The following is a 19,386-nucleotide window of genomic DNA, read 5'->3' on the forward strand; positions in this document are numbered from 1 at the left end:
GGCCCGCATGTCCGCCCAGCTGAACGCCGCCATCGCCGCCGGCAACATCGCGGAGGCGGCCACGCTGGCGTTCGCGCAGGCCGGGCTGGGCGTGCTGCCGATCACGGAGCTGATCGGCATCGCCGGGCTGCTGGCCGCACAGGGCAGGCCTGAGCAGGCCATCGCGCTGTACCAGCTGTGGATCAAGCACTGCGACACGCCGCTGCTGCACGCGGCCTGGTACAACCTGGCGGTGTTGCAGATGCAGGGCGGCGAGCAGCGCGCGGCCGAACGTTCGTATCGCCGCGCGCTGGAGATCCAGCCGCATTTCACCGAAGCCTATCTCGGGCTCGGCGCGCTGATGGAGCGCCGCCGCAGTCCCGACGAGGCGCTCGACACCTGGCACGAGGCGCTGGACCTGCTCGATCCGGCCGCCGCCAATGCGGGGCCGCTGCAAATCCAGCTGTTCAACAATATCGGCCGCGTGGCCGACGGCCAGCGCCGCTATCCGGAAGCGGAAGAGGCGCTGACCCGCAGCCTGCAGCTCGACCCGCGCCAGCCGCTGGTCGTCGCCCACTGGATACGGCTGCGCCAGCGGCAATGCGCGTGGCCGGTGCTGGCCGCGCTGCCGGGACTGGACGAAGAGCAGCTGCTGGCGGCCGCCTCGGCGCCCACCACGCTCGCCGCCAGCGACGACCCGGCGCAGCAGCTGGCGGCGGCGCGCCGCCATGTCGCCGCTCATGCGCCGCGCGGAGCGGCGGCGCTCTCCGACCAAGCCGGCTACACGCACCGCAAGCTGCGCATCGGCTACCTGGCGCCAGACGCCTGCCTGCAGACCGCCGAACTGTATGCGCTGCACGACCGCAAGCTGGTCGAGGTCTATGGCTTCTGCTGGAACGAGGAAGACCATGCGCCCGCGCGCCTGCGCATGGTGCAGGGCATGGACCATCACCTGCGCATCGACGGCGTCGGCGACCTGCAGGCGGCGCAGCTGATACGGGCGCATGAAATCGACATCCTGGTCGACCTGTGCGGCCTGGCGGTCGGCGGCCGGCCCGGCATCCTGACGCACCGTCCGGCGCCGGTGCAGATCGCGTGGCTGGGCTATCCCGGCACCACGGCGCTCGACTGCATCGACTACGTGCTGGCCGACGCCTGGGTGCTGCCGCCGGCACTGGCGCCGTACTTCACCGAACAGCCGCTGTATTTGCCGGACACCTTGCACATCAGCGACCGCCAGCGGCCGAAGCAAGCCGCCATGCGCGCCAAGGCGCGCGCCCGGACGCGGGCCGCCAGCGGATTGCCGGCGGACGCCTTCGTGTTCTGCTGCTTCGCCGACAGCCACCATCTGGCGCCGCAGCAGTTCGCCGCCTGGATGCGCATCCTGCAGCGCGTGCCGGACAGCGTGCTGTGGCTGGCGACAGACAGCGAGCAAGCACGCGACAACCTGCGCGTGGCCGCGCTGCACCACGGCGTGTCCAGCGAACGACTCTGCTTTGTCGCCCAGCCGCCGGCGCACGACATGGCCTGCCACCAGGCGGCCGACCTGTTCCTCGACACGCTGCCGTTCAACGCCGGCGACGCCGCCAGCGACGCGCTATGGGCAGGCCTGCCCGTGCTGACCTGCTCCGGCCGCAGCTACGCGGGCCGCACCGGCGGCAGCCTGCTGCACGCGGCCGGCCTGCCGGAACTGGTCACCGAAGACCTGCGCGACTACGAGGACACGGCGGTGCGGCTGGCGCAAGCGCAGGCGGAACTGGCCGCGCTGCGCCGGCGCCTGGCCGACAGCCGCCGCCGTGGTGGCGGCAATGCGCTGTTCGACACGCCGCGCTTCGTCCGCAACCTCGAACAGCTCTACCAGCGCGTCGCGCGCGGCACATTGAAACGCCGCGGCGGCAAGCAAAGCGATGCCGAAAGCGCCCGCCACGCCGATGCCAGCCTGCCCCTGGTCAGCATCCTGGTCGCGGCCGGCGACGCCGACGCCGATGCCCTCGAACGCACGCTGCGCAGCGCGCTGGCGCAGGATTGGGGCCACACCGAAATCATCGTCGGCGACAGCACCGGCGGCGACACGCTGCGCGCGCGCGTGGCCCCGCTGCTGGCGCGCCATCCGCAGCTGCGCTACCACCGCGCGCCCGGCCTGGCGCCGGCCGCCAGCCTGGATCACTGCCTGGCGCTGTCGCTGGGCGAGTACATCGCCGTGGCGCCGCAGGGCGACGTCCTGCACCCGGAAAAACTGGCGCGCATGATGCAGTTTTATCAAAGCTATCCCAACGTCGGCCTGGTCGGCAGCTGGCGCCAGCCGCGCGACGACAGCGGCGCCGCGCTGCCCGGCGCGCCGGTCTTCAGCGCCGACACGGTGGTCGACGGCGCCTCGCTGGGCACCCTGCTGCTGTCGTCCGATCACCACGCGACCGCCACGCTGTGCGACGCCGGCGCGCTGCTGCTGCGCCGCAGCATTATCGGTGCCGGCTTCGGCCACTTTCAAGGACGACAATATCGTTATCTGTCCGGCATCGCCCTGGCCTTGTCGGCGCTGGCCGGCCGCGACGGCGTCTACCTGGCGGAGCCGCTGTCCAGCCACCGGCCGATCGATGTCAATGCCGATGCGGCGCCGGCCAACAACGACGCCGACGCCCTGGCCTGCGCCCTCGACGGCTTGCATCTTTTATACGCAGCCCATGCGCAGCATGGCTTCCTTGCCGACCCCGCCGCTTTCAAGCAGACACTGGCCGCGCGCCTGGCCGCCTTGAACGCGCTGCTCACCAGCCGCCACGCCACGCTGGCCGCCGGCGCCGGCGTCCCGCTGACCGACTTGCATGAGGTACTACGACAGGGCTACCAGCTGCTGCTTTCCGAATGAGTCTCTTTTTTGTGGAAATTTCCCATCCTTCCTGAAGACGCCCCAATCAGGCCCTGCTTTTCGTTTAAAATACGACGGATGTGGCTGACAATACGTCCAGTACGGACCACACACATAATCAGCTCAACTATTCGGGGATAGTATGAAAGCAGTCATATTGGCAGGCGGCCTGGGCACCAGGCTGAGCGAAGAAACCACTGTCAAACCGAAGCCGATGGTCGAAGTCGGCGGCAAACCTATCCTGTGGCACATCCTGAAGAGCTACTCGGCCCACGGCATCAATGACTTCGTCATCTGCTGCGGCTACCGCGGCTACGTCATCAAGGAATTCTTCGCCAACTACTTCCTGCACACCTCGGACGTCACCTTCGACCTGCAGAACAACAAGATGGAAGTGCACGAGCGCCACGCCGAACCGTGGAAGGTCACGCTGGTCGACACCGGCGCCGACACGCTCACCGGCGGCCGCCTGAAGCGCGTGCGCCAGCACGTCGAGAACGACGAAGCCTTCTGCTTCACCTACGGCGACGGCGTGGCCGACATCGACATCGGCGCCAGCATCGCCTTCCACAAGGAACACGGCAAGCTGGCCACGATGACGGCGGTGCAGCCGCCGGGACGCTTTGGCGCGATCGACATGAACGGCCAGCGCGTCATGAGCTTCAAGGAGAAGCCGCAAGGCGACGGCAACTGGATCAACGGCGGCTACTTCGTGCTGTCGCCGCAGGTGATCGACCTGATCGAAGACGACCACACCATCTGGGAAAAGGGTCCGCTGGAACAGCTGGCCGAAAGCGGCCAGCTCGACGCCTGGATGCACCATGGCTTCTGGCAGCCGATGGATACGCTGCGCGACAAGGTCCTGCTCGAAGAGCTGTGGGAAAGCGGCAAGGCGCCGTGGAAGCGATGGCCATGAATCCAGCGTTCTGGCACGGCAAGCGCGTTTTCCTGACCGGGCACACCGGTTTCAAGGGTAGCTGGCTGAGCCTGTGGTTGCAGCAACTGGGCGCCCACGTCACCGGCTACGCCCTCGAAGCACCAAGCAAACCAAGCCTGTTCGACACCGCCCACGTCGGCGCCGGCATGACCTCCATCATCGGCGACATCCGCGACGGCGCCGCGCTGCGCGAGGCGATGGCCAAGGCGCAGCCGGAGATCGTCATCCACATGGCGGCGCAGGCGCTGGTGCGCTACTCCTACGACCATCCGGTCGAGACCTACTCCACCAACGTCATGGGCCTGGTGAACTTGTTCGAAGCGGTGCGCCATACGCCCGGCGTCAAGGCCGTGGTCAACGTCACCAGCGACAAGTGCTACGAAAACAAGGAGTGGGCCTGGGGCTATCGCGAGAACGAAGCCTTCGGCGGCTACGACCCATACAGCAACAGCAAGGCCTGCGCCGAGCTGGTGACGGCCGGCTACCGCTCCTCGTTCTTCAATCCTGAAAAATACGCCCAGCACGGCGTCGCGCTGGCCTCGGGCCGCGCCGGCAACGTGATCGGCGGCGGCGACTGGGCCGAGGACCGCCTGATCCCCGACATGGTGCGCGCCATCGCCGCCGGCAAGCCGGTGCGCATCCGCAGCCCGCACGCGATCCGTCCGTGGCAGCATGTGCTGGAGCCGCTATCCGGCTACCTGACCCTGGCCGAACACCTGTACACGCAAGGCGCCGCGTATGCCGAAGGTTTCAACTTCGGCCCGCACGACATCGACGCCCGCCCGGTCGAATGGATCATCGCGCGCCTGTGCGAAAGCTGGGGCGACGGCGCCGGCTGGGAGCTGGACTCCGCACCGCAACCGCACGAGGCGCACTACCTCAAGCTGGACTGCTCGAAAGCCCGCAGCCGCCTGCAATGGCAGCCGCGCTGGCACCTGGGCCACACCATCGACATGATCGTCGCATGGCACCAGGCACACGCCTCCGGCGCCGACATGCGCGCGCTGACGCTGGCGCAGATCGACACGTATCAAAACACCGCACATCTTTAAGCGCACATAACCAAGGTTGGAATCATGAGTGAAGCACAAAGCAAGGAACAACTCCGCGAACAGATCATCAAGCTGGTGGCCGAATACGGCGCGCTGGCCAGCGTGCCGAAGGCGTTCGAGCCCGGCGTGACCGTCATCCCGCCGGCCGGCAAGGTCGTCGGCGCGCCGGAAATGGAACTGATGGTCGAAGCCTCGCTGGACGCCTGGCTGACCACCGGCCGCTTCAACGATCAATTCGAAGCCAAGCTGGCCAAGATGATCGGCGTGGACTTCCTCATCACCGTCAACTCCGGCTCCTCGGCCAACCTGGTCGCCTTCAACACCCTGACCTCGCCGAAGCTGGGCGCGCGCGCGATCCAACAGGGCGATGAAGTGATCGGCGTGGCCGCCGGCTTCCCGACCACCGTCAACCCGATCATCCAGTTCGGCGCGATCCCGGTGTTCGTCGACGTCGACCTGGGCACCTACAACATCGACGTGACCAAGCTGGAAGCGGCGATCTCGCCCAAGACCAAGGCCATCATGCTGGCCCACACGCTGGGCAATCCGTACAACCTGGACGTGATCACCGCGATCTGCAAGAAGCACAATCTGTGGCTGATCGAGGACTGCTGCGACGCGCTGGGCTCCACCTACCACGGCAAGATGGTCGGCACCTTCGGCGACATCGGCACCATGTCGTTCTACCCGGCCCACCACATCACGATGGGCGAAGGCGGCGCCGTCTTCACCAACAATCCGGAACTGAAAATGATCGCCGAGTCGTTCCGCGACTGGGGCCGCGACTGCTACTGCGCGCCGGGCAAGGACAACACCTGCGGCAAGCGCTTCTGCCAGTGCCTGGGCACCCTGCCGATGGGCTATGACCACAAGTACACCTACAGCCACCTGGGCTACAACCTGAAGATCACCGACATGCAGGCCGCCTGCGGCCTGGCCCAGATCGACCGCGCGCCGGGCTTCATCCAGGCCCGCAAGGACAACTTCGCGTATCTGAAAGAGCGCCTGCAGTCGTGCGCCGAGTTCCTGATCCTGCCGGAAGCGACCGAGCATTCCGACCCGTCGTGGTTCGGCTTCCCGATGACCTTGAAACCGGAAGCCAACGTCTCGCGCGTGGACCTGCTGACCTACCTGGACGAGCACAAGATCGGCACCCGCCTGCTGTTCGCCGGTAACCTGACGCGCCAGCCCTACATGGTGGGCCGCAACTACCGCGTCTCCGGCGACCTGACCAACACCGACCGCGTGATGAACGACACCTTCTGGATCGGCGTGTTCCCGGGCCTGACCCGCGAGATGCTGGACTTCGCGATCGACAAACTCGAAACCTTCTTTGGCGTGAACTTCTGATGCAAGCGCAAGACACTAAAGTAAAAGTCGCCGACCTGGTGGCGGAAACCCTGGAAAACCTGGGCATCCAGCACGCCTTCGGCATCATCGGCGCCGGCAACATCCACCTGTTCGAGGCCATCACCCGCCGCGGCTACACCGAGATCGTCTGCGTGCACCACGAGCAGGCCGCCTGCATGGCGGTGCAGACCTACTACCGCACCAACGGCCGCCTGGCCGCCGCCCTGCTGACCACCGGCGCCGGCTCGACCAACGGCATCACCGGCGTGGTCTCCGCCTGGGCCGACTCGATACCGTGCATCGTCATCGCCGGCAACGAGAACAGCAAGTTCACCTTCCCGGAAAACCCGCTGCGCATGTGGGGCGTGCAGGGCTACGATTCGTGCCAGATGGTCGAACGCGTCAGCAAATACCAGCACCGCGTGATGCAGGGCGCGCAGGCGCAGTACGAACTGCAGAAGGCCGTGCACATCGCACTGGACGGCCGTCCCGGCCCGACCTGGATCGAGATCCCGCTGGACGTGCAGTCGCAGCGCATCGAGCGCGACGCCATTCCCCGCTTCGAAGCGCCGGCCGCCACCGACTACCTGAGCGACGCCGTCGCCGCGCAGGTCGATTCCGTGCTGGCCGCGCTGCTGAAGGCCGAGCGCCCGCTGCTGTGGCTCGGCAACGGCATCCGCCTGGCCGGCGCCGAAACCCGCCTCGCGCCGCTGCTGGAAAAGCTGGGCGCACCGGCGCTGGTGTCGTGGGCCGGCATCGACATGATCGATTCCTCGCACCCGCTGGTGTTCGGCCGCGCCGGCGTCTACGGCCAGCGCGCCGCCAACTTCATCGTGCAGAACTGCGACTACCTGCTGGCCATCGGCACCCGCCTGGCGATCCCGCAGATCGGCTACGACCTGAGCGAACTGGCGCGCCTGGCGCGCATCGACGTGGTCGACATCGACGCCGACGAAGTGGTCAAGCACGCCAAGCGCACGCAGGAAAACATCCTGTGCGACGCCCGCGTCTTCATCGAGGCGCTGATCGCGCGCCTCGAAGCGCTGACCGCGCCGGTGCCGTCCAAGGCCGCCTGGCTGGAGACCTGCCGCGCCTACGAGCAGCAGTTCCCGTGGGTCGGCCCGGAGCACGCGGACAAGGACGGCTTCATGAACTCCTACCGCTTCATGCAGCGCCTGAACGATTTCTTCAAGCCGGACCAGGTGGTCGTCACCGACATGGGCACCGCCCTGCTGAGCGGCCACCAGGTGCTGCGCTTCAAGGAAGGCCAGCGCTTCATGACCTCCACCGGCCTCGGTGAAATGGGCTACGGCCTGCCGGCCGCGCTGGGCGTGTCCTTCGCCAACGACCGCGGCGAGGTGATGTGCCTGAACTGCGACGGCGGCATGATGATGAACCTGCAGGAACTGCAGACCATGGTGCACCACAAGCTGCCGATCAAGCTGTTCATCTTCAACAACGACGGCTACCTGATGATCAAGCACGCGCAGAAGGCCGTGTTCAAGGAAAGCGCCTACGTCGGCACCGACCGCGCCTCCGGCGTGTCCTGCCCGGACTTCTCCAAGCTGGCCACCGCGTTCGACATCCCGTCCTACCAGATCCGCACCTGGGAAGAATGCGACGCCACGCTGGAAGCGGTGCAGGCGGCCACCGGCCCGGTGATCTGCGAAGTGTTCATGAGCCCCACCCAGCTGTTCTCGCCGAAGCTGGGCCTGCAGGCGCGCGCCGACGGCTCGCTGGTGTCGCCGCCGCTGGAAGACCTGGCGCCGCTGCTCCCGCGCGAGGTGCTGGACAAGGCCATGATCGGCGGCATGCACGAAAAATCGAAATCCCTCTAAGATGAAGCGCGTCGCCATCCTCGGTGCGAGCAGCCAGATTGCCAAGGATCTGATCCTGTCCTTCGCGCGCGAGGGCAACACCGAAGTCCTGCTGTACGTGCGCGACACGGCGGCGGCGCAGCGCTGGCTGGCCACAAACCAGCTGGACTTCCCGGTGGCGGCCTACGCCGGCTACGGCCAGGCGCCGCATGACGCGGTGCTCAACTTCGTCGGCGTCGGCGATCCGCAGCGCGCCGCGCAAATGGGCGGCGCCATCTTCGGCGTGACGCAGGAATTCGACGACCTGGCCTTGCGCGAGCTGCAGCGCCATCCCGAACGGCGCTACATCTTCCTGTCCAGCGGCGCGGCCTACAACAGCGGCTTCGAACAGCCGGCCGGCCCGCACACCAAGGCCGTCATCAATATCAACGCGCTGAAACCGCAGGACTACTACGCGGTGGCCAAGCTGCACGCGGAATGCAAGCACCGCGCGCTGCCGGACCTGCACATCACCGACCTGCGGGTGTTCAACTACTTCAGCCGCACGCAGGACCTGGGCGCCCGCTTCTTCATCACCGACCTGCTGCGCGCCGTGCGCGACGACACCGTGCTGCAGACCAGCGCCGGCAGCATGGTGCGCGACTACCTGCATCCACAGGACTTCCACCAGCTGGTGTCGTGCGTGCTGCGCGCGCCGGCCGGCAACCGCGCCATCGATTGCTACAGCGCGGCGCCGGTGGAAAAGCTGGAACTGCTGGCCGCCATGGCGCAGCGCTTCGGCCTGCGCTACGAGGTCGGCGCGGCCTCGGTGGTCAACGCCACCGGCGCCAAACCGCATTATTACTCGCTCAACCGGCAAGCCGCCGAATTGGGCTACCATCCGGCCTATTCCTCCATTGATGGCATCAGCGCGGAATCGGCCATAATACTTGGCAGGGACAACACCACTAGGTGAAACAAGATGACTAGCACCGACAAACTGAAGATCGCCATTATCGGCTCCGGCAATATCGGCACGGACCTGATGGTCAAGGTGATGCGCTCCAGGCATTTGGTCTGCACGCTGTTCGCCGGCCGCAATTTCAATTCGGCCGGCATGAAGCGGGCCAGCCAGCTCGGCGTGCCGATCTCCGACCGCGGCATCGAGGCCATCATCGCCGATCCATCCATCTGCGACCTGGTGTTCGACGCCACCTCGGCCCAGGCCCACGTCGGCCACTGGGCGGCGCTGGATAAACTGGGCAAGACCGTGATCGACATGACCCCGGCCAAGCTGGGCGAGTTCTGCATCCCGGCCATCAACGCCCAGGCCACGCTGGACACCGGCACCCGCAACATCAACATGATCACCTGCGGCGGCCAGTCGTCGATCCCGATCGCCGCCGCCATCGGCGCGGTGCACAAGGACATCGAGTACGTCGAGGTGGCGTCGAGCATCGCCTCGCGCAGCGCCGGCCCGGCCACCCGCGCCAACCTGGACGAATACATCGAGACCACCGAGGAGGCGCTGCAGCGCTTCTCCGGCGCCCAGCGCGCCAAGGCGATCCTGATCCTGAACCCGGCCAACCCGCCGATCGACATGCAGACCACGATCTACGCCAAGATCGCCAACCCGGACCTGCCGGCGATCCGCGCCTCGGTCGACGCCATGGTGGCCCAGCTGAAGACCTATGTGCCCGGCTACGGCCTGGTGGTGCCGCCGACCATCGAGGGCGGCCGCGTGGTCACCACCATCAAGGTGGTCGGCGCCGGCGACTACCTGCCGCAATACGCCGGCAACCTGGACATCATCAACTGCGCCGCCATCGCGATGGCGGAAATGGTCGCGGCCGCAAGGCACGGCAAGCAAGGCAAGCACAAAGAGGAGCGCAAGCATGGCTAAGAAAATCCTGATCAGCGACCCGACCCTGCGCGACGGCAACCACGCCGTGCGCCACCAGCTGGGCCGCGAAGCCTTCATCGCCTATTGCAAGGCGGCCGAGGCGGCGCGCGTGCCCATCGTCGAAGTCGGCCACGGCAACGGCCTGGGCGCCTCGTCGATGCTGGTCGGCGAATGCAAGCTGACCGACGACGAGATCCTGTCCGTGTCGCGCCAGCACCTCAAGCACACCCGCATGGGCATCCACGTGATCCCCGGCTTCTGCACCATCAAGAAGGACCTGGTGCGCGCCATCGAGCTGGGGGTGGACGTGTTCCGCGTCGCCGCCCACTGCACCGAGGCCGACATCACCGACCGCCACATCCACTACGTGCGCGCGGCCGGCAAGGAAGCCTGGGGCGTGCTGATGATGAGCCACATGGCGACGCCGGCCACGCTGCTGGAGGAAGCCAAGAAGATGGAATCCTACGGCGCCGAGGCGATCGTCATCATGGATTCGGCCGGCGCCTATTTCCCGGACGACGTCAAGGAACGCATCGACACGCTGGTGGGCGGCCTGAACATCCCGGTCGGCTTCCACGGCCATAACAACCTGGGCATGGCCGTGATCAACTCGGTCACCGCCGTCAACGCCGGCGCCACCATCATCGACGGCACCATCCGCGGCTTCGGCGCCGGCGCCGGCAACACCCAGCTCGAAGTGCTGGTGGCGGTGTTCGAACGCCTGGGCTTCGAGACCGGCATCGACCTGTACAAGATCCTCGACGCCGCCGACATCGCCGAGAAGGAATTCAACCCGGTGGCGCCGTCGATCTCGCCGCTGTCCATCGTCTCCGGCCTGGCCGGCGTGTTCTCCGGCTTCGCCAAGCCGGTGGCGCGCGCCGCCGAGGACTACAAGGTCGATCCGCGCGACATCTTCTTCGGCCTCGGCAAGCGCAACGCGGTGGCCGGCCAGGAAAGCCTGATCATCGAGGTCGCGCGCGACCTGGCCGAGAAAAACGCAGCAGCACTGAAAGGTTAAACCATGGCCGACCCACGCTTCGCAGAAACGCGCCAGGACGCCCTGGCCGCCTGCGCCAACCAGCCCGACGTGCGCGCCGCGCTGGCGCGCCAGCACATCGCCGTCACCGGCGGCACCGGCTTCCTCGGCAGCTGGATCGCCGAACTGGTGGCCGCGCTCAACGACCAGTACAACCTGGGCATCACGCTCGACCTGTACGCGCGCCACATCACGGAATGGCAGCAGAAGTATCCGCACCTGGCCTCGCGGCTGGACATCCGCGTGCGCTCGCAGGACGTGCGCTCCTCGTTCGAATTCGCCAAGAACACCAACTTCGTGATCCACGCGGCCGGCATCCCCAACAACCGGGTGCACGCCTCCGATCCGCTGCGCGTGTTCCAGACCACCGTGTCCGGCATCAACAACGCGCTGGAGGCGGCCTCGCAGCTGGACGGCCTGCGCCGCTTCGTCAACGTCAGCTCCTGCCTGGTGGCCGGCTCGCCGCAGCGCCCCGGTCCGTTGACCGAGAGCGACTACTTCCCGCTGCCGGCCGGCCTGCTGCACACCGTCTACGCCGACGCCAAGCGCGCCGCCGAGATGACGGCGGCGATCTACCGCAGCCAGTACCGGCTGCCGGTGTCGACGGTGCGCCCGTTCGCGCTGACCGGCGCCTACCAGGAGCTGGACCGTCCATGGGCGATCAACAACTTCCTGCGCGACGTGCTGACCGGCAGCGAGATCCGCATCCACGGCGACGGCAGCGCGCGCCGCAGCTACCTGTACGGCTCGGACGCGGCCTGGTGGACCTTGGCCGCGCTGGTCAAGGGCGTGGACGGCGAGGTGTACAACCTCGGCAGCGCCACCCCGGTCACCCACAACGAGCTGGTGCGCCTGATCGGCGAGCAGGTCTCGCCCAAGCCGCGCGTGGCGTTGAACACCGCCCCGAACCGCCAGCAAAAGGACGACGACCTCTACCCGGACACCAGCTTCACCTTGCGCCGCCTCGGCGTCAGCGAAACCTGCCCACTGGAACAGACGGTAGAGAAAGCCTACCGCTGGTTCGCCGCGCCACCTTCGATTCGAGCTCATGCAAACTAACAAAACCGTAGTGGACGCCGGCCGCGCCGCCCTGGCGCTGGCCCAGAAGGGCACCCTTCCGATCATCGAGCTGTTCCAGACCGGCCAGAACCTGGTCGAAGCCGGCGAACGGCCGCTGGGCATCCAGCTGTACCGCGCCTGGCTGGCCAAGACGCCGTCGCCGCTGGCCTACGCGGTGCAGTTCAACCTGGCCGTCATGCTCAGCGATAACAACGAGCTGACCGAGGCCGAGGCGGCCTACCGCATGGCGCTGGCGCAGAATCCCCGCTTCAACGAAGGCCACCTGAACCTGGGCACCCTGCTGGAGCGGCTGCGCCGCCCGGACGAGGCGCTGGCCAGCTGGCGCGCGCTGCTCGAATACAGCAATCCCAAGCTGCCGGCCGACCAGCCGCACGTGGTCCAGGCGCTCAACAACCTGGGCCGCCTGTTGGAGATCCAGAAGGACTTCCCGGCCGCCGAGGACGCGCTCACCCGCAGCCTGCTGATCGATCCCAAGCAAAAGAACGTCATCTCGCACTGGGTGCACCTGCGCCAGAAGCAGTGCAAGTGGCCGGTGTATAACACCAGCGTGTGCGGCATCGCGGTCGACGAACTGATGGTGGGCACCTCGGCGCTGGCCATGCTCAGCGCCTCGGGCGATCCGGCCCAGCAGCTGGCGGCTTCGCGCCGCTACGTCGAGGAAAAGGTCAACGCCGACGTCAAGCCGCTGACCGGGCCGCAGGGCTACGGCCACGAGCGCCTGCGCATCGGCTACCTGTCGTCGGACTTCTGTTCGCACGCGGTGTCCATCCTGACCGCCGAGCTGTACGGCCTGCACGACCGCAGCAAGGTCGAGGTGTTCGGCTTCTGCTGGAGCAACGAGGACGGCTCGCCGATCCGCGCCCGCGTGATCGCCGGCATGGACCAGCACATCCGCATCGGCGGCATGAGCGACGAGGAAGCGGCGCGCCTGATCCGCTCGCACGAGATCGACATCCTGGTCGACCTGCACGGCCTGACCCTGGGCGCGCGCCCGAACATCCTGGCGTTCCGCCCGGCGCCGGTGCAGATCACCTGGCTGGGCCTGCCCGGCCCGACCGGCATGCCCTTCATCGACTACGTGATCGCCGACCCGTTCGTGCTGCCGCCCGAGCTGGAGCCGTTCTTCACCGAGAAGCCGCTGCACATGCCGCGCACCTTCCAGATCAACGACCGCCAGCGCATCATCGGCGCCAAGCCCACGCGCGCGGCCAACAACCTGCCGGAAGACGCGTTCGTGTTCTGCGCCTTCAACAACAACTTCAAGTTCAACCCGGAGGTGTTCGACAGCTGGATGAACATCCTCAAGCGCACCGACAACAGCCTGCTGTGGATGGTGGCCGACAGCCCCGAGGTGCGCACCAACCTGACGCGCCAGGCCGAGCTGGCCGGCGTGGCGGCCGAGCGGCTGGTGTTCGCCGGCCGCGTGGTGCCGGCCGACTACCTGGCGCGCTACCAGGTGGCCGACCTGTTCCTCGACACCGCGCCGTTCAACGGCGGCACCACCGCCAGCGACGCGCTGTGGGCCGGCCTGCCGGTGGTCACCTGCGCCGGCCGCACCTTCTCGTCGCGCATGGCCGGCAGCCTGCTGAAGGCGGTCGACATGCCGCAGCTGATCACCAGCACCCAGCAGGAATACGAAGACCTGGCCGTGGCGCTGGCGCATGACCGCCCGCGGGTCGAGGCGCTCAAAAGCCAGCTGCACGAGCAGCGCCTGAATTGCGCGCTGTTCGACAGCGCCCAGTTCGTGCGCGACCTGGAGGAACGCTACGCCCAGATCGCACTGAAGGGCAACGCCGGCCTGCAGGCGCCGCAGTTCGCCGGCGCCCGTCCGCCGCAGGTCGATACGCGCCTGCCGAAGGTGTCGATCCTGATGCCGACCCACAACCGTCCCGACTACGCCGAACTGGCGCTGCAAAGCATCCTGGCTCAGACCTGGGGCAACCTGGAAATCGTCATCAGCGACAACAGCACCGACGAGCTGACCCGCGAACGCTTCGCCCCGTATCTGGCGCGCTACGCCAACATCCGCTACCTGCGCTCGCCGGGACTGGGGCCGCTGGACAACTTCCTCAACTGCTACCGCAACTCCAGCTCCGAGTACATCAACTACCTGATGGACGACGACCTGTTCCACCCGGAAAAGATCGAGCGCATGATGGCCTGCATGCTGGGCCAGCCCAACATCGGCCTGGTGACCTCGTTCCGCCAGCTGATCGACGCCAACGGCAGGTTCCTGGCGCCTATCCAGGGCACCGAGCGCATGTTCGAGATCGCCACGGCGGTCGGCGGCAGCTCGCTGGGCGACATGATATTGACCAACGGCCAGAACCTGATGGGCGAGCCGACCACCGTGATGTTCCGCCGCAGCATGCTGCCCGGCCATTTCGGCGTGTTCCTGGGCCGCCAGTACACCACCTTGTCCGACGTCGCCACCTGGCTGGCGGTGCTGGCCAACAGCGACTGCGCCTACCTGCCGGAGCCGCTGAGCTACTTCCGCCTGCACGGCGGCCAGGACCAGCGCAACGAGAAGGTGCGCATCCAGGCCAACATCGAGTGGCTGCAGCTGCTGTGCGACGCCCACGAACACGGCAAGTTCATGCGCAATCGCGCGCAGCTGCGCGAGATGCTGACCAACAAGCTGGTCAACTGCGTGTGGTTCCTGTCGTCGGTGTGGGAACAGGTCGAACCAAGTTATCCTATCGAAAAAATCAGCGCGCTGATGCAACAAGCCACCACCATCCTGCTCACCAAAGGTTAAGCCCGGACCACCAAACCCGGACCAACAAGATCCAACCAAGGAGATATACATGTCGCAAAACGATGGCAGCACCCTGATCGACTACTTCGAGAACCATGAACACCGCATGATCCACAAGTGGATGCACTACTTCGAGATCTACGAGCGCCACTTCCACCAGTTCCGCGGCAAGGACATGACGCTGCTGGAATTCGGCGTGCTGCACGGCGGTTCGCTGCAGATGTGGAAGCACTACTTCGGCCCGGGCGCCAAGATCACCGGCGCCGACATCAACCCGCGCTGCGCCGAGCTGGCCGAGGAGCGCATCGACATCATCATCGGCGACCAGGAAAACCGCGAGTCGCTGCAAAACATCGTCGCCACCCGTCCCAAGTTCGACATCATCATCGACGACGGCGGCCACACCATGAAGCAGCAGATCACCACCTTCCAGGAACTGTGGTTCCACCTGAAGGACGGCGGCATCTACCTGTGCGAGGACGTGCTGACCAGCTACTGGCCGGCCTACGGCGGCGGCTACCGCAATCCGGGCAACTTCATCGAATACACCAAGAACCTGATCGACCAGCTGCACGCCTGGCACTCGCCGGACCCGGCGCTGCAGGTGAACGCGTTCACCCTGTCCGGCTTCGCCATCCACTACTACGACAGCGTGGTCGTCATCGAAAAGCGGGCCATGACGCCGCCGGTGGTGCGCATGAAGGGCAAGCCGTCGTTCCCGCTGGACACGGGCGAGCAATCGGTCTACGACAAGGGTTAAGCAGCGGCATATGGATATCAACACCATTCCCGTCATCTCGGTTTCCTATAATTCGGCGGAGCTGATCGAGGATCTGCTCGGTTCGTTCCGCGCGCATTACAGCAATCCCGTGACCATCATCGACGGTTCGAGCGAGCAGCACTACCGCGCGATCGAGGCGGTGTGCGCCAGGTATGCCGATGTACGCTTCATCCACTTCGACTACAACATCCACCACGGCCCGGGCATGGCCTGGGCCTTCCAGAACCTGGGCCTGCACGGCCGGGTGCTGGTGCTCGATTCCGACATCCAGGTGATACGGGGCGGCTTCCTGGAAGACATGGCGGCGCGGCTGCAACCCGGCATGTACGGGGTCGGCTACGTCAACCACGTCAACGAGGGCGGCTTCGACGTCAAGTACGAAGAGGGCGCGGTGCGCTACCTGCACCCGGCCTGCATGCTGCTGAATATCGAGGTGGTGCGCGAATGGCCGTTGCCGACCAAGCACGGCGCGCCGATGACCGAGGCGATGCTGGCGCTGCGGCGTGCCGGCCGCAGCGACCTGGTGCAGGGCATCGACTGGCTGCGCAACGACTTCCTGGCCATCGAGACCAACCAGCCGCGGCTGTACCTGCGCCACGACTGGCAGGGCACGGTCAAGCGCAGCGGCAGCTACAACCTGGAGGAATGGAGCGCGGCCGCCCAGGCGGCGGCCGAGATACGGCTGAGCGTGATGGCCATGCTGCCGCCGACGGCGCGCAGCATCGTCGAGCTGGGCGCCAACGACGGCATGCTGGCCACCAGCTGCGTCCAGGCCGATCCGCAGCGGCGCTACGTGCACGCCGGCAGCCATCCGGACAACGCGGCGCTGGCGGCCGATCCCGACACGCTGGACGACGGCTTCTTCCGCGACCATGCCGACGCCGATTGCTGGATCCTCGACCAGGCGCTGGAACGCAGCGCCGATCCGCTGCAGCTGCTGAAGAACATCCGCAAAGTCATCAAGGCCGACGCCAGCATCATCGTCGTGATGCCGAATGCGCAGCACTGGAGCATGCAGCTGCGGCTGGCGGTGGGGGATCTGAAGTATGCGGACCACGGCCTGCTGAGCTCAGGCCAGCGCCACTGGTTCAGCCGCGGCTCGCTGCTGAACCTGCTGAGGGAAGCCGGCTACCAGATGGAACAGGGCGTGCCGCTGATACGCCAGCCGCTGACCAATCCGCTGCTGGAGGCGACCTGGAAGCAGCTGTTCTCGGCGCTGGGCGCCGATCCGGTGCTGGCCTTCCAGGACAGCCAGCCGGACACCTACGTGCTCAAGGCCCGGCTGGCCGGTTGATGCCGCTTAGGCCGGCGGGGCCGCCGGCTCGGTTGGCGCGGCCACGGCCGGCGGCGGCAGCGGCACTTTTTGCATGATGCAGAACAGGTGGGAATCGCGCACCTCGTTCTGCACGATGGCGAAGGCGCCGTTGAAGCCGTACATCGCGGCCCAGCGGTTCACATTGTCGAAATAAGCGCGGAAGGTCATCTCGGTGATGACGTTGACGTGGGTCGGGTCCATGAAGGCGAACGGGTGCGGATACACCGGCGTCGACGACAGGAAGTAGCCGCCCACCTTCAGCACGCGCCATACCTCGTTCATGAACTCGACAAACGAATTGCGGCGGTGCGGCGCGTAGATCACGCGCGGAATGTGCTCGATGAAATCGTAGGCGGTGACGAACTCGAAGCTGTCGTCCTCGAACGGGATCGGCTCGATCGCCAGGTCGGCCTTGCGGATGTTGGGCCCCAAGCCATCGACGATGTCGACGCCGTACATCTCCGCCGCGTTGAACGGATTGCGCGGCCGGGAGCCGCAGCCCATGTCCAGTGTTTTGCTCATAGTCTTCTCCACTCAGGGTTGGTGTGCGTTTAAACCAGTTCGGCCAGCATCTTGGTGTCGAACGGGGTCCACTCCGCGCCCGTTTCGATCTTGCGCACCAGGTCGGGATTGGCGATGAAGGCGCGGCCGAAGGTGACCAGGTCCAGCCAGCCGTCGGTGATTTCCTGCGCGCCCTGTTCGGCCGTCAGCGAGGCGCCGCCCATCAGCAGGCCCGGCCACATCGGCCGCACCAGGCGGATCACCCGGCCCGAGGTCTGGTAATAGTCGGCGCGCGCGCAGCTGACGTCGAGCATGCGCACGCCGGCCTGCCACAGCGCCGGGATCAGGTAGGCCAGCATCGCGTCCAGGTCGGGCCAGTCGTACAGGCCGCCCATGTCGCGCGACGGCGACAGGCGCACGATGACCTTGTTCGCCGGCACGGCGGCCAGCAAGGCGGCCACCTGCTCCAGCGCGAAGCGGCAGCGGTTCTCCACCGATCCGCCGTACTGGTCGGTGCGGTCGTTGATGCGGGCGTCGAAGAACTGGTCGGCCAGGTAGCCGTGGCCCAGGTGCAGCTGCACCGCGTCGAAGCCGACTGCCAGCGCGCGCCGGCCGGCGTCCGCCACGTAGCCGTGCACCACCGGCATGTCTGCCGCGGTCAGCGCCCGCGGCGTGCCGTAGGGCTTGTTGTTCTGGCGGTTGACGCCGCTGGCGGCGACGTCGGTCGAGCTGACCGGCGGCACGCCGCCGGTGTAGTCTTCATGCGAGATGCGGCCGCAATGCCACAGCTGGCAGGCGATCTTGGCGCCGTGCGCGTGCACCGCCGCGATCACCGGCTTCCAGCTTTGCGCCTGGGCGTCGGTGGCGATGTGCGGCACGTCGTTGTAGCCGTCGGCCGAGGGATGGACCACCACGCCTTCGGTCAGGATCAGGCCGGCGCCGTGCTCGGCGCGGCGGGCGTAGTAGGCGCGCATGGCGTCGCTGGCCAGGTGGTCCGGCGAGAAGGAGCGGGTCATGGCCGACATGACGATGCGGTTCTTCAATTCCAGCCCGTCTTCCTGGCGGTACGGCGTCAGCATTGCATTGGTCATTTTGCTTCCTGTTGGGTTCGGTATTGATGGAAAAATGGCTGGGCCAGGTAGGTCGCCAGCGAGTCGCGCCAGTCGGGCAGCGGCGCATGGCCCTCGTCCCGGAGGCGCTGGCAGCTCAGCACCGCGCGCTGCGGCCGGCGGCCCAGCTCGTTCTGGGTGACGGCGCCCACCGAGGTCTTGACGATGTCGATCCGCTGGTCCAGGCCCAGGTGGCGGACGATTTCCTGGGTCAGCTCGAAGAACGAGGCCTCGCCGGTGCAGGCCATCTGGTAGCTGCCGCTCCTGTTCTCGCGCATCAGCTCCAGCGAGGCGCGGGCCAGGTCCACGGTCCAGGTCGGCTGCCAGACGCGGTCGCCGACGGCGAAGGTCTGGTCGCCCTTGTCGATGGCCTGGCGGATGCCCGGGATGATCTTGCCGACGAAGTTCTTGTCCTTTTCCTCGCCGCCGAAGAAGCCCGCCATGATCACCACCAGGCTGTCCGGGCACTGCGCCTGGATCAGGCGCTGCGCCTCCAGCTTCAGCTCGCCGTACAGCGACAGCGGCGCCTGCACATGGTGTTCCGGGATATCGGTCTCGCAATCGCCGTAGGTGAGGAAGCTCTGCGGATAGAAAATCTTGGAGCCGGTGGCCCTGGCGAAGTCGATGACGTGCTGCGTGCCGTCGACGATGATCTTGCGCGCCAGCTCCGGGTTCATCGCGCAGCCCTCGACGTTGACCAGCGCGGCGCAATGGAAGATCCAGCCGGCGGAAAATTCGCCTTCCAGCCGCTGCAGCTGCGCGGCGTCGCTGACGTCGAGCTGCTGCTTGCCGGGCGCCAGCAGCGGCGCGGCGCCGTGGCCGGCCTGGCGCACGGCGGCGGCCAGCGCGCGGCCCAGCATGCCGTCGGCGCCGGTGATCAAGATCGGCGGCAAAGCCAGGCCGGTGTCGGTGGTAGTGGTCATGGT

At 66.8% G+C, this 19,386-nt stretch carries 15 protein-coding genes; 12 read left to right on the forward strand and 3 right to left on the reverse strand.

Features of this window, described 5'->3' with window-relative positions; all coding sequences use genetic code 11:
* The first annotated feature begins 7 nt into the window (after positions 1 to 7).
* From D0T21_RS29655 to D0T21_RS29710, 12 genes are all read left to right on the forward strand, one after another.
* Positions 8 to 2,842, forward strand: a complete 2,835-nt coding sequence (locus D0T21_RS29655; RefSeq protein ID WP_116993964.1) for a glycosyltransferase — start codon at positions 8 to 10, stop codon at positions 2,840 to 2,842.
* A 142-nt stretch (positions 2,843 to 2,984) separates the two neighbouring features.
* Positions 2,985 to 3,758, forward strand: coding sequence for a glucose-1-phosphate cytidylyltransferase (rfbF, locus tag D0T21_RS29660; RefSeq protein ID WP_116993965.1), 774 nt, complete (start codon positions 2,985 to 2,987; stop codon positions 3,756 to 3,758).
* A complete protein-coding gene (rfbG, locus tag D0T21_RS29665) occupies positions 3,755 to 4,831 on the forward strand; it encodes a CDP-glucose 4,6-dehydratase (protein ID WP_199538635.1) in 1,077 nt (358 codons plus the stop codon). Before rfbF ends, rfbG begins: the two co-directional genes overlap by 4 nt.
* A gap of 24 nt (positions 4,832 to 4,855) precedes the next feature.
* Positions 4,856 to 6,181 (forward strand): lipopolysaccharide biosynthesis protein RfbH, encoded by a 1,326-nt coding sequence (rfbH, locus tag D0T21_RS29670; RefSeq protein WP_116993967.1) that lies wholly within the window; start codon positions 4,856 to 4,858, stop codon positions 6,179 to 6,181.
* Positions 6,181 to 8,019 carry a thiamine pyrophosphate-binding protein gene (locus D0T21_RS29675; protein WP_116993968.1) on the forward strand — a complete coding sequence of 613 codons (1,839 nt, stop codon included), beginning with the start codon at positions 6,181 to 6,183 and terminating at the stop codon, positions 8,017 to 8,019. The genes rfbH and D0T21_RS29675 overlap by 1 nt, the downstream gene beginning before the upstream one ends.
* 1 nt (position 8,020) lies before the next feature.
* Positions 8,021 to 8,953, forward strand: a complete 933-nt coding sequence (locus tag D0T21_RS29680) for an NAD(P)-dependent oxidoreductase (protein ID WP_116993969.1) — start codon at positions 8,021 to 8,023, stop codon at positions 8,951 to 8,953.
* 6 nt (positions 8,954 to 8,959) lie between these two features.
* Positions 8,960 to 9,880 (forward strand): acetaldehyde dehydrogenase (acetylating), encoded by a 921-nt coding sequence (locus D0T21_RS29685; RefSeq protein ID WP_116993970.1) that lies wholly within the window; start codon positions 8,960 to 8,962, stop codon positions 9,878 to 9,880.
* Positions 9,873 to 10,898 carry a 4-hydroxy-2-oxovalerate aldolase gene (gene dmpG / locus D0T21_RS29690; RefSeq protein ID WP_116993971.1) on the forward strand — a complete coding sequence of 342 codons (1,026 nt, stop codon included), beginning with the start codon at positions 9,873 to 9,875 and terminating at the stop codon, positions 10,896 to 10,898. The genes D0T21_RS29685 and dmpG overlap by 8 nt, the downstream gene beginning before the upstream one ends.
* A gap of 3 nt (positions 10,899 to 10,901) precedes the next feature.
* Positions 10,902 to 11,975 carry an NAD(P)-dependent oxidoreductase gene (locus tag D0T21_RS29695; protein WP_116993972.1) on the forward strand — a complete coding sequence of 358 codons (1,074 nt, stop codon included), beginning with the start codon at positions 10,902 to 10,904 and terminating at the stop codon, positions 11,973 to 11,975.
* Positions 11,965 to 14,754, forward strand: coding sequence for a glycosyltransferase (locus D0T21_RS29700; protein ID WP_116993973.1), 2,790 nt, complete (start codon positions 11,965 to 11,967; stop codon positions 14,752 to 14,754). The genes D0T21_RS29695 and D0T21_RS29700 overlap by 11 nt, the downstream gene beginning before the upstream one ends.
* Before the next feature lie 49 nt (positions 14,755 to 14,803).
* On the forward strand, positions 14,804 to 15,514 hold the full coding sequence (locus D0T21_RS29705; protein WP_116993974.1) for a class I SAM-dependent methyltransferase: 711 nt from the start codon (positions 14,804 to 14,806) through the stop codon (positions 15,512 to 15,514).
* A gap of 10 nt (positions 15,515 to 15,524) precedes the next feature.
* Positions 15,525 to 16,829: a methyltransferase domain-containing protein gene (locus D0T21_RS29710; RefSeq protein ID WP_116993975.1), complete on the forward strand. Its 1,305-nt coding sequence runs from the start codon at positions 15,525 to 15,527 to the stop codon at positions 16,827 to 16,829.
* A 6-nt stretch (positions 16,830 to 16,835) separates the two neighbouring features.
* Here D0T21_RS29710 and D0T21_RS29715 read toward each other — a convergent pair whose 3' ends face one another.
* From D0T21_RS29715 to D0T21_RS29725, 3 genes are read right to left on the reverse strand one after another with little or no spacing between them, the layout of a single operon-like run.
* Complete coding sequence (locus tag D0T21_RS29715) at positions 16,836 to 17,372, reverse strand: class I SAM-dependent methyltransferase (RefSeq protein WP_116993976.1); 537 nt, start codon at positions 17,370 to 17,372, stop codon at positions 16,836 to 16,838.
* A 29-nt stretch (positions 17,373 to 17,401) separates the two neighbouring features.
* Positions 17,402 to 18,442, reverse strand: coding sequence for an alkene reductase (locus D0T21_RS29720; RefSeq protein WP_116993977.1), 1,041 nt, complete (start codon positions 18,440 to 18,442; stop codon positions 17,402 to 17,404).
* Positions 18,439 to 19,383 (reverse strand): sugar nucleotide-binding protein, encoded by a 945-nt coding sequence (locus D0T21_RS29725; RefSeq protein ID WP_116993978.1) that lies wholly within the window; start codon positions 19,381 to 19,383, stop codon positions 18,439 to 18,441. Before D0T21_RS29725 ends, D0T21_RS29720 begins: the two co-directional genes overlap by 4 nt.
* Between the last annotated feature and the right edge of the window lie 3 nt (positions 19,384 to 19,386).

Source organism: Duganella sp. BJB476 (genome assembly GCF_003416895.1).
Classification (GTDB): domain Bacteria; phylum Pseudomonadota; class Gammaproteobacteria; order Burkholderiales; family Burkholderiaceae_D; genus Rugamonas.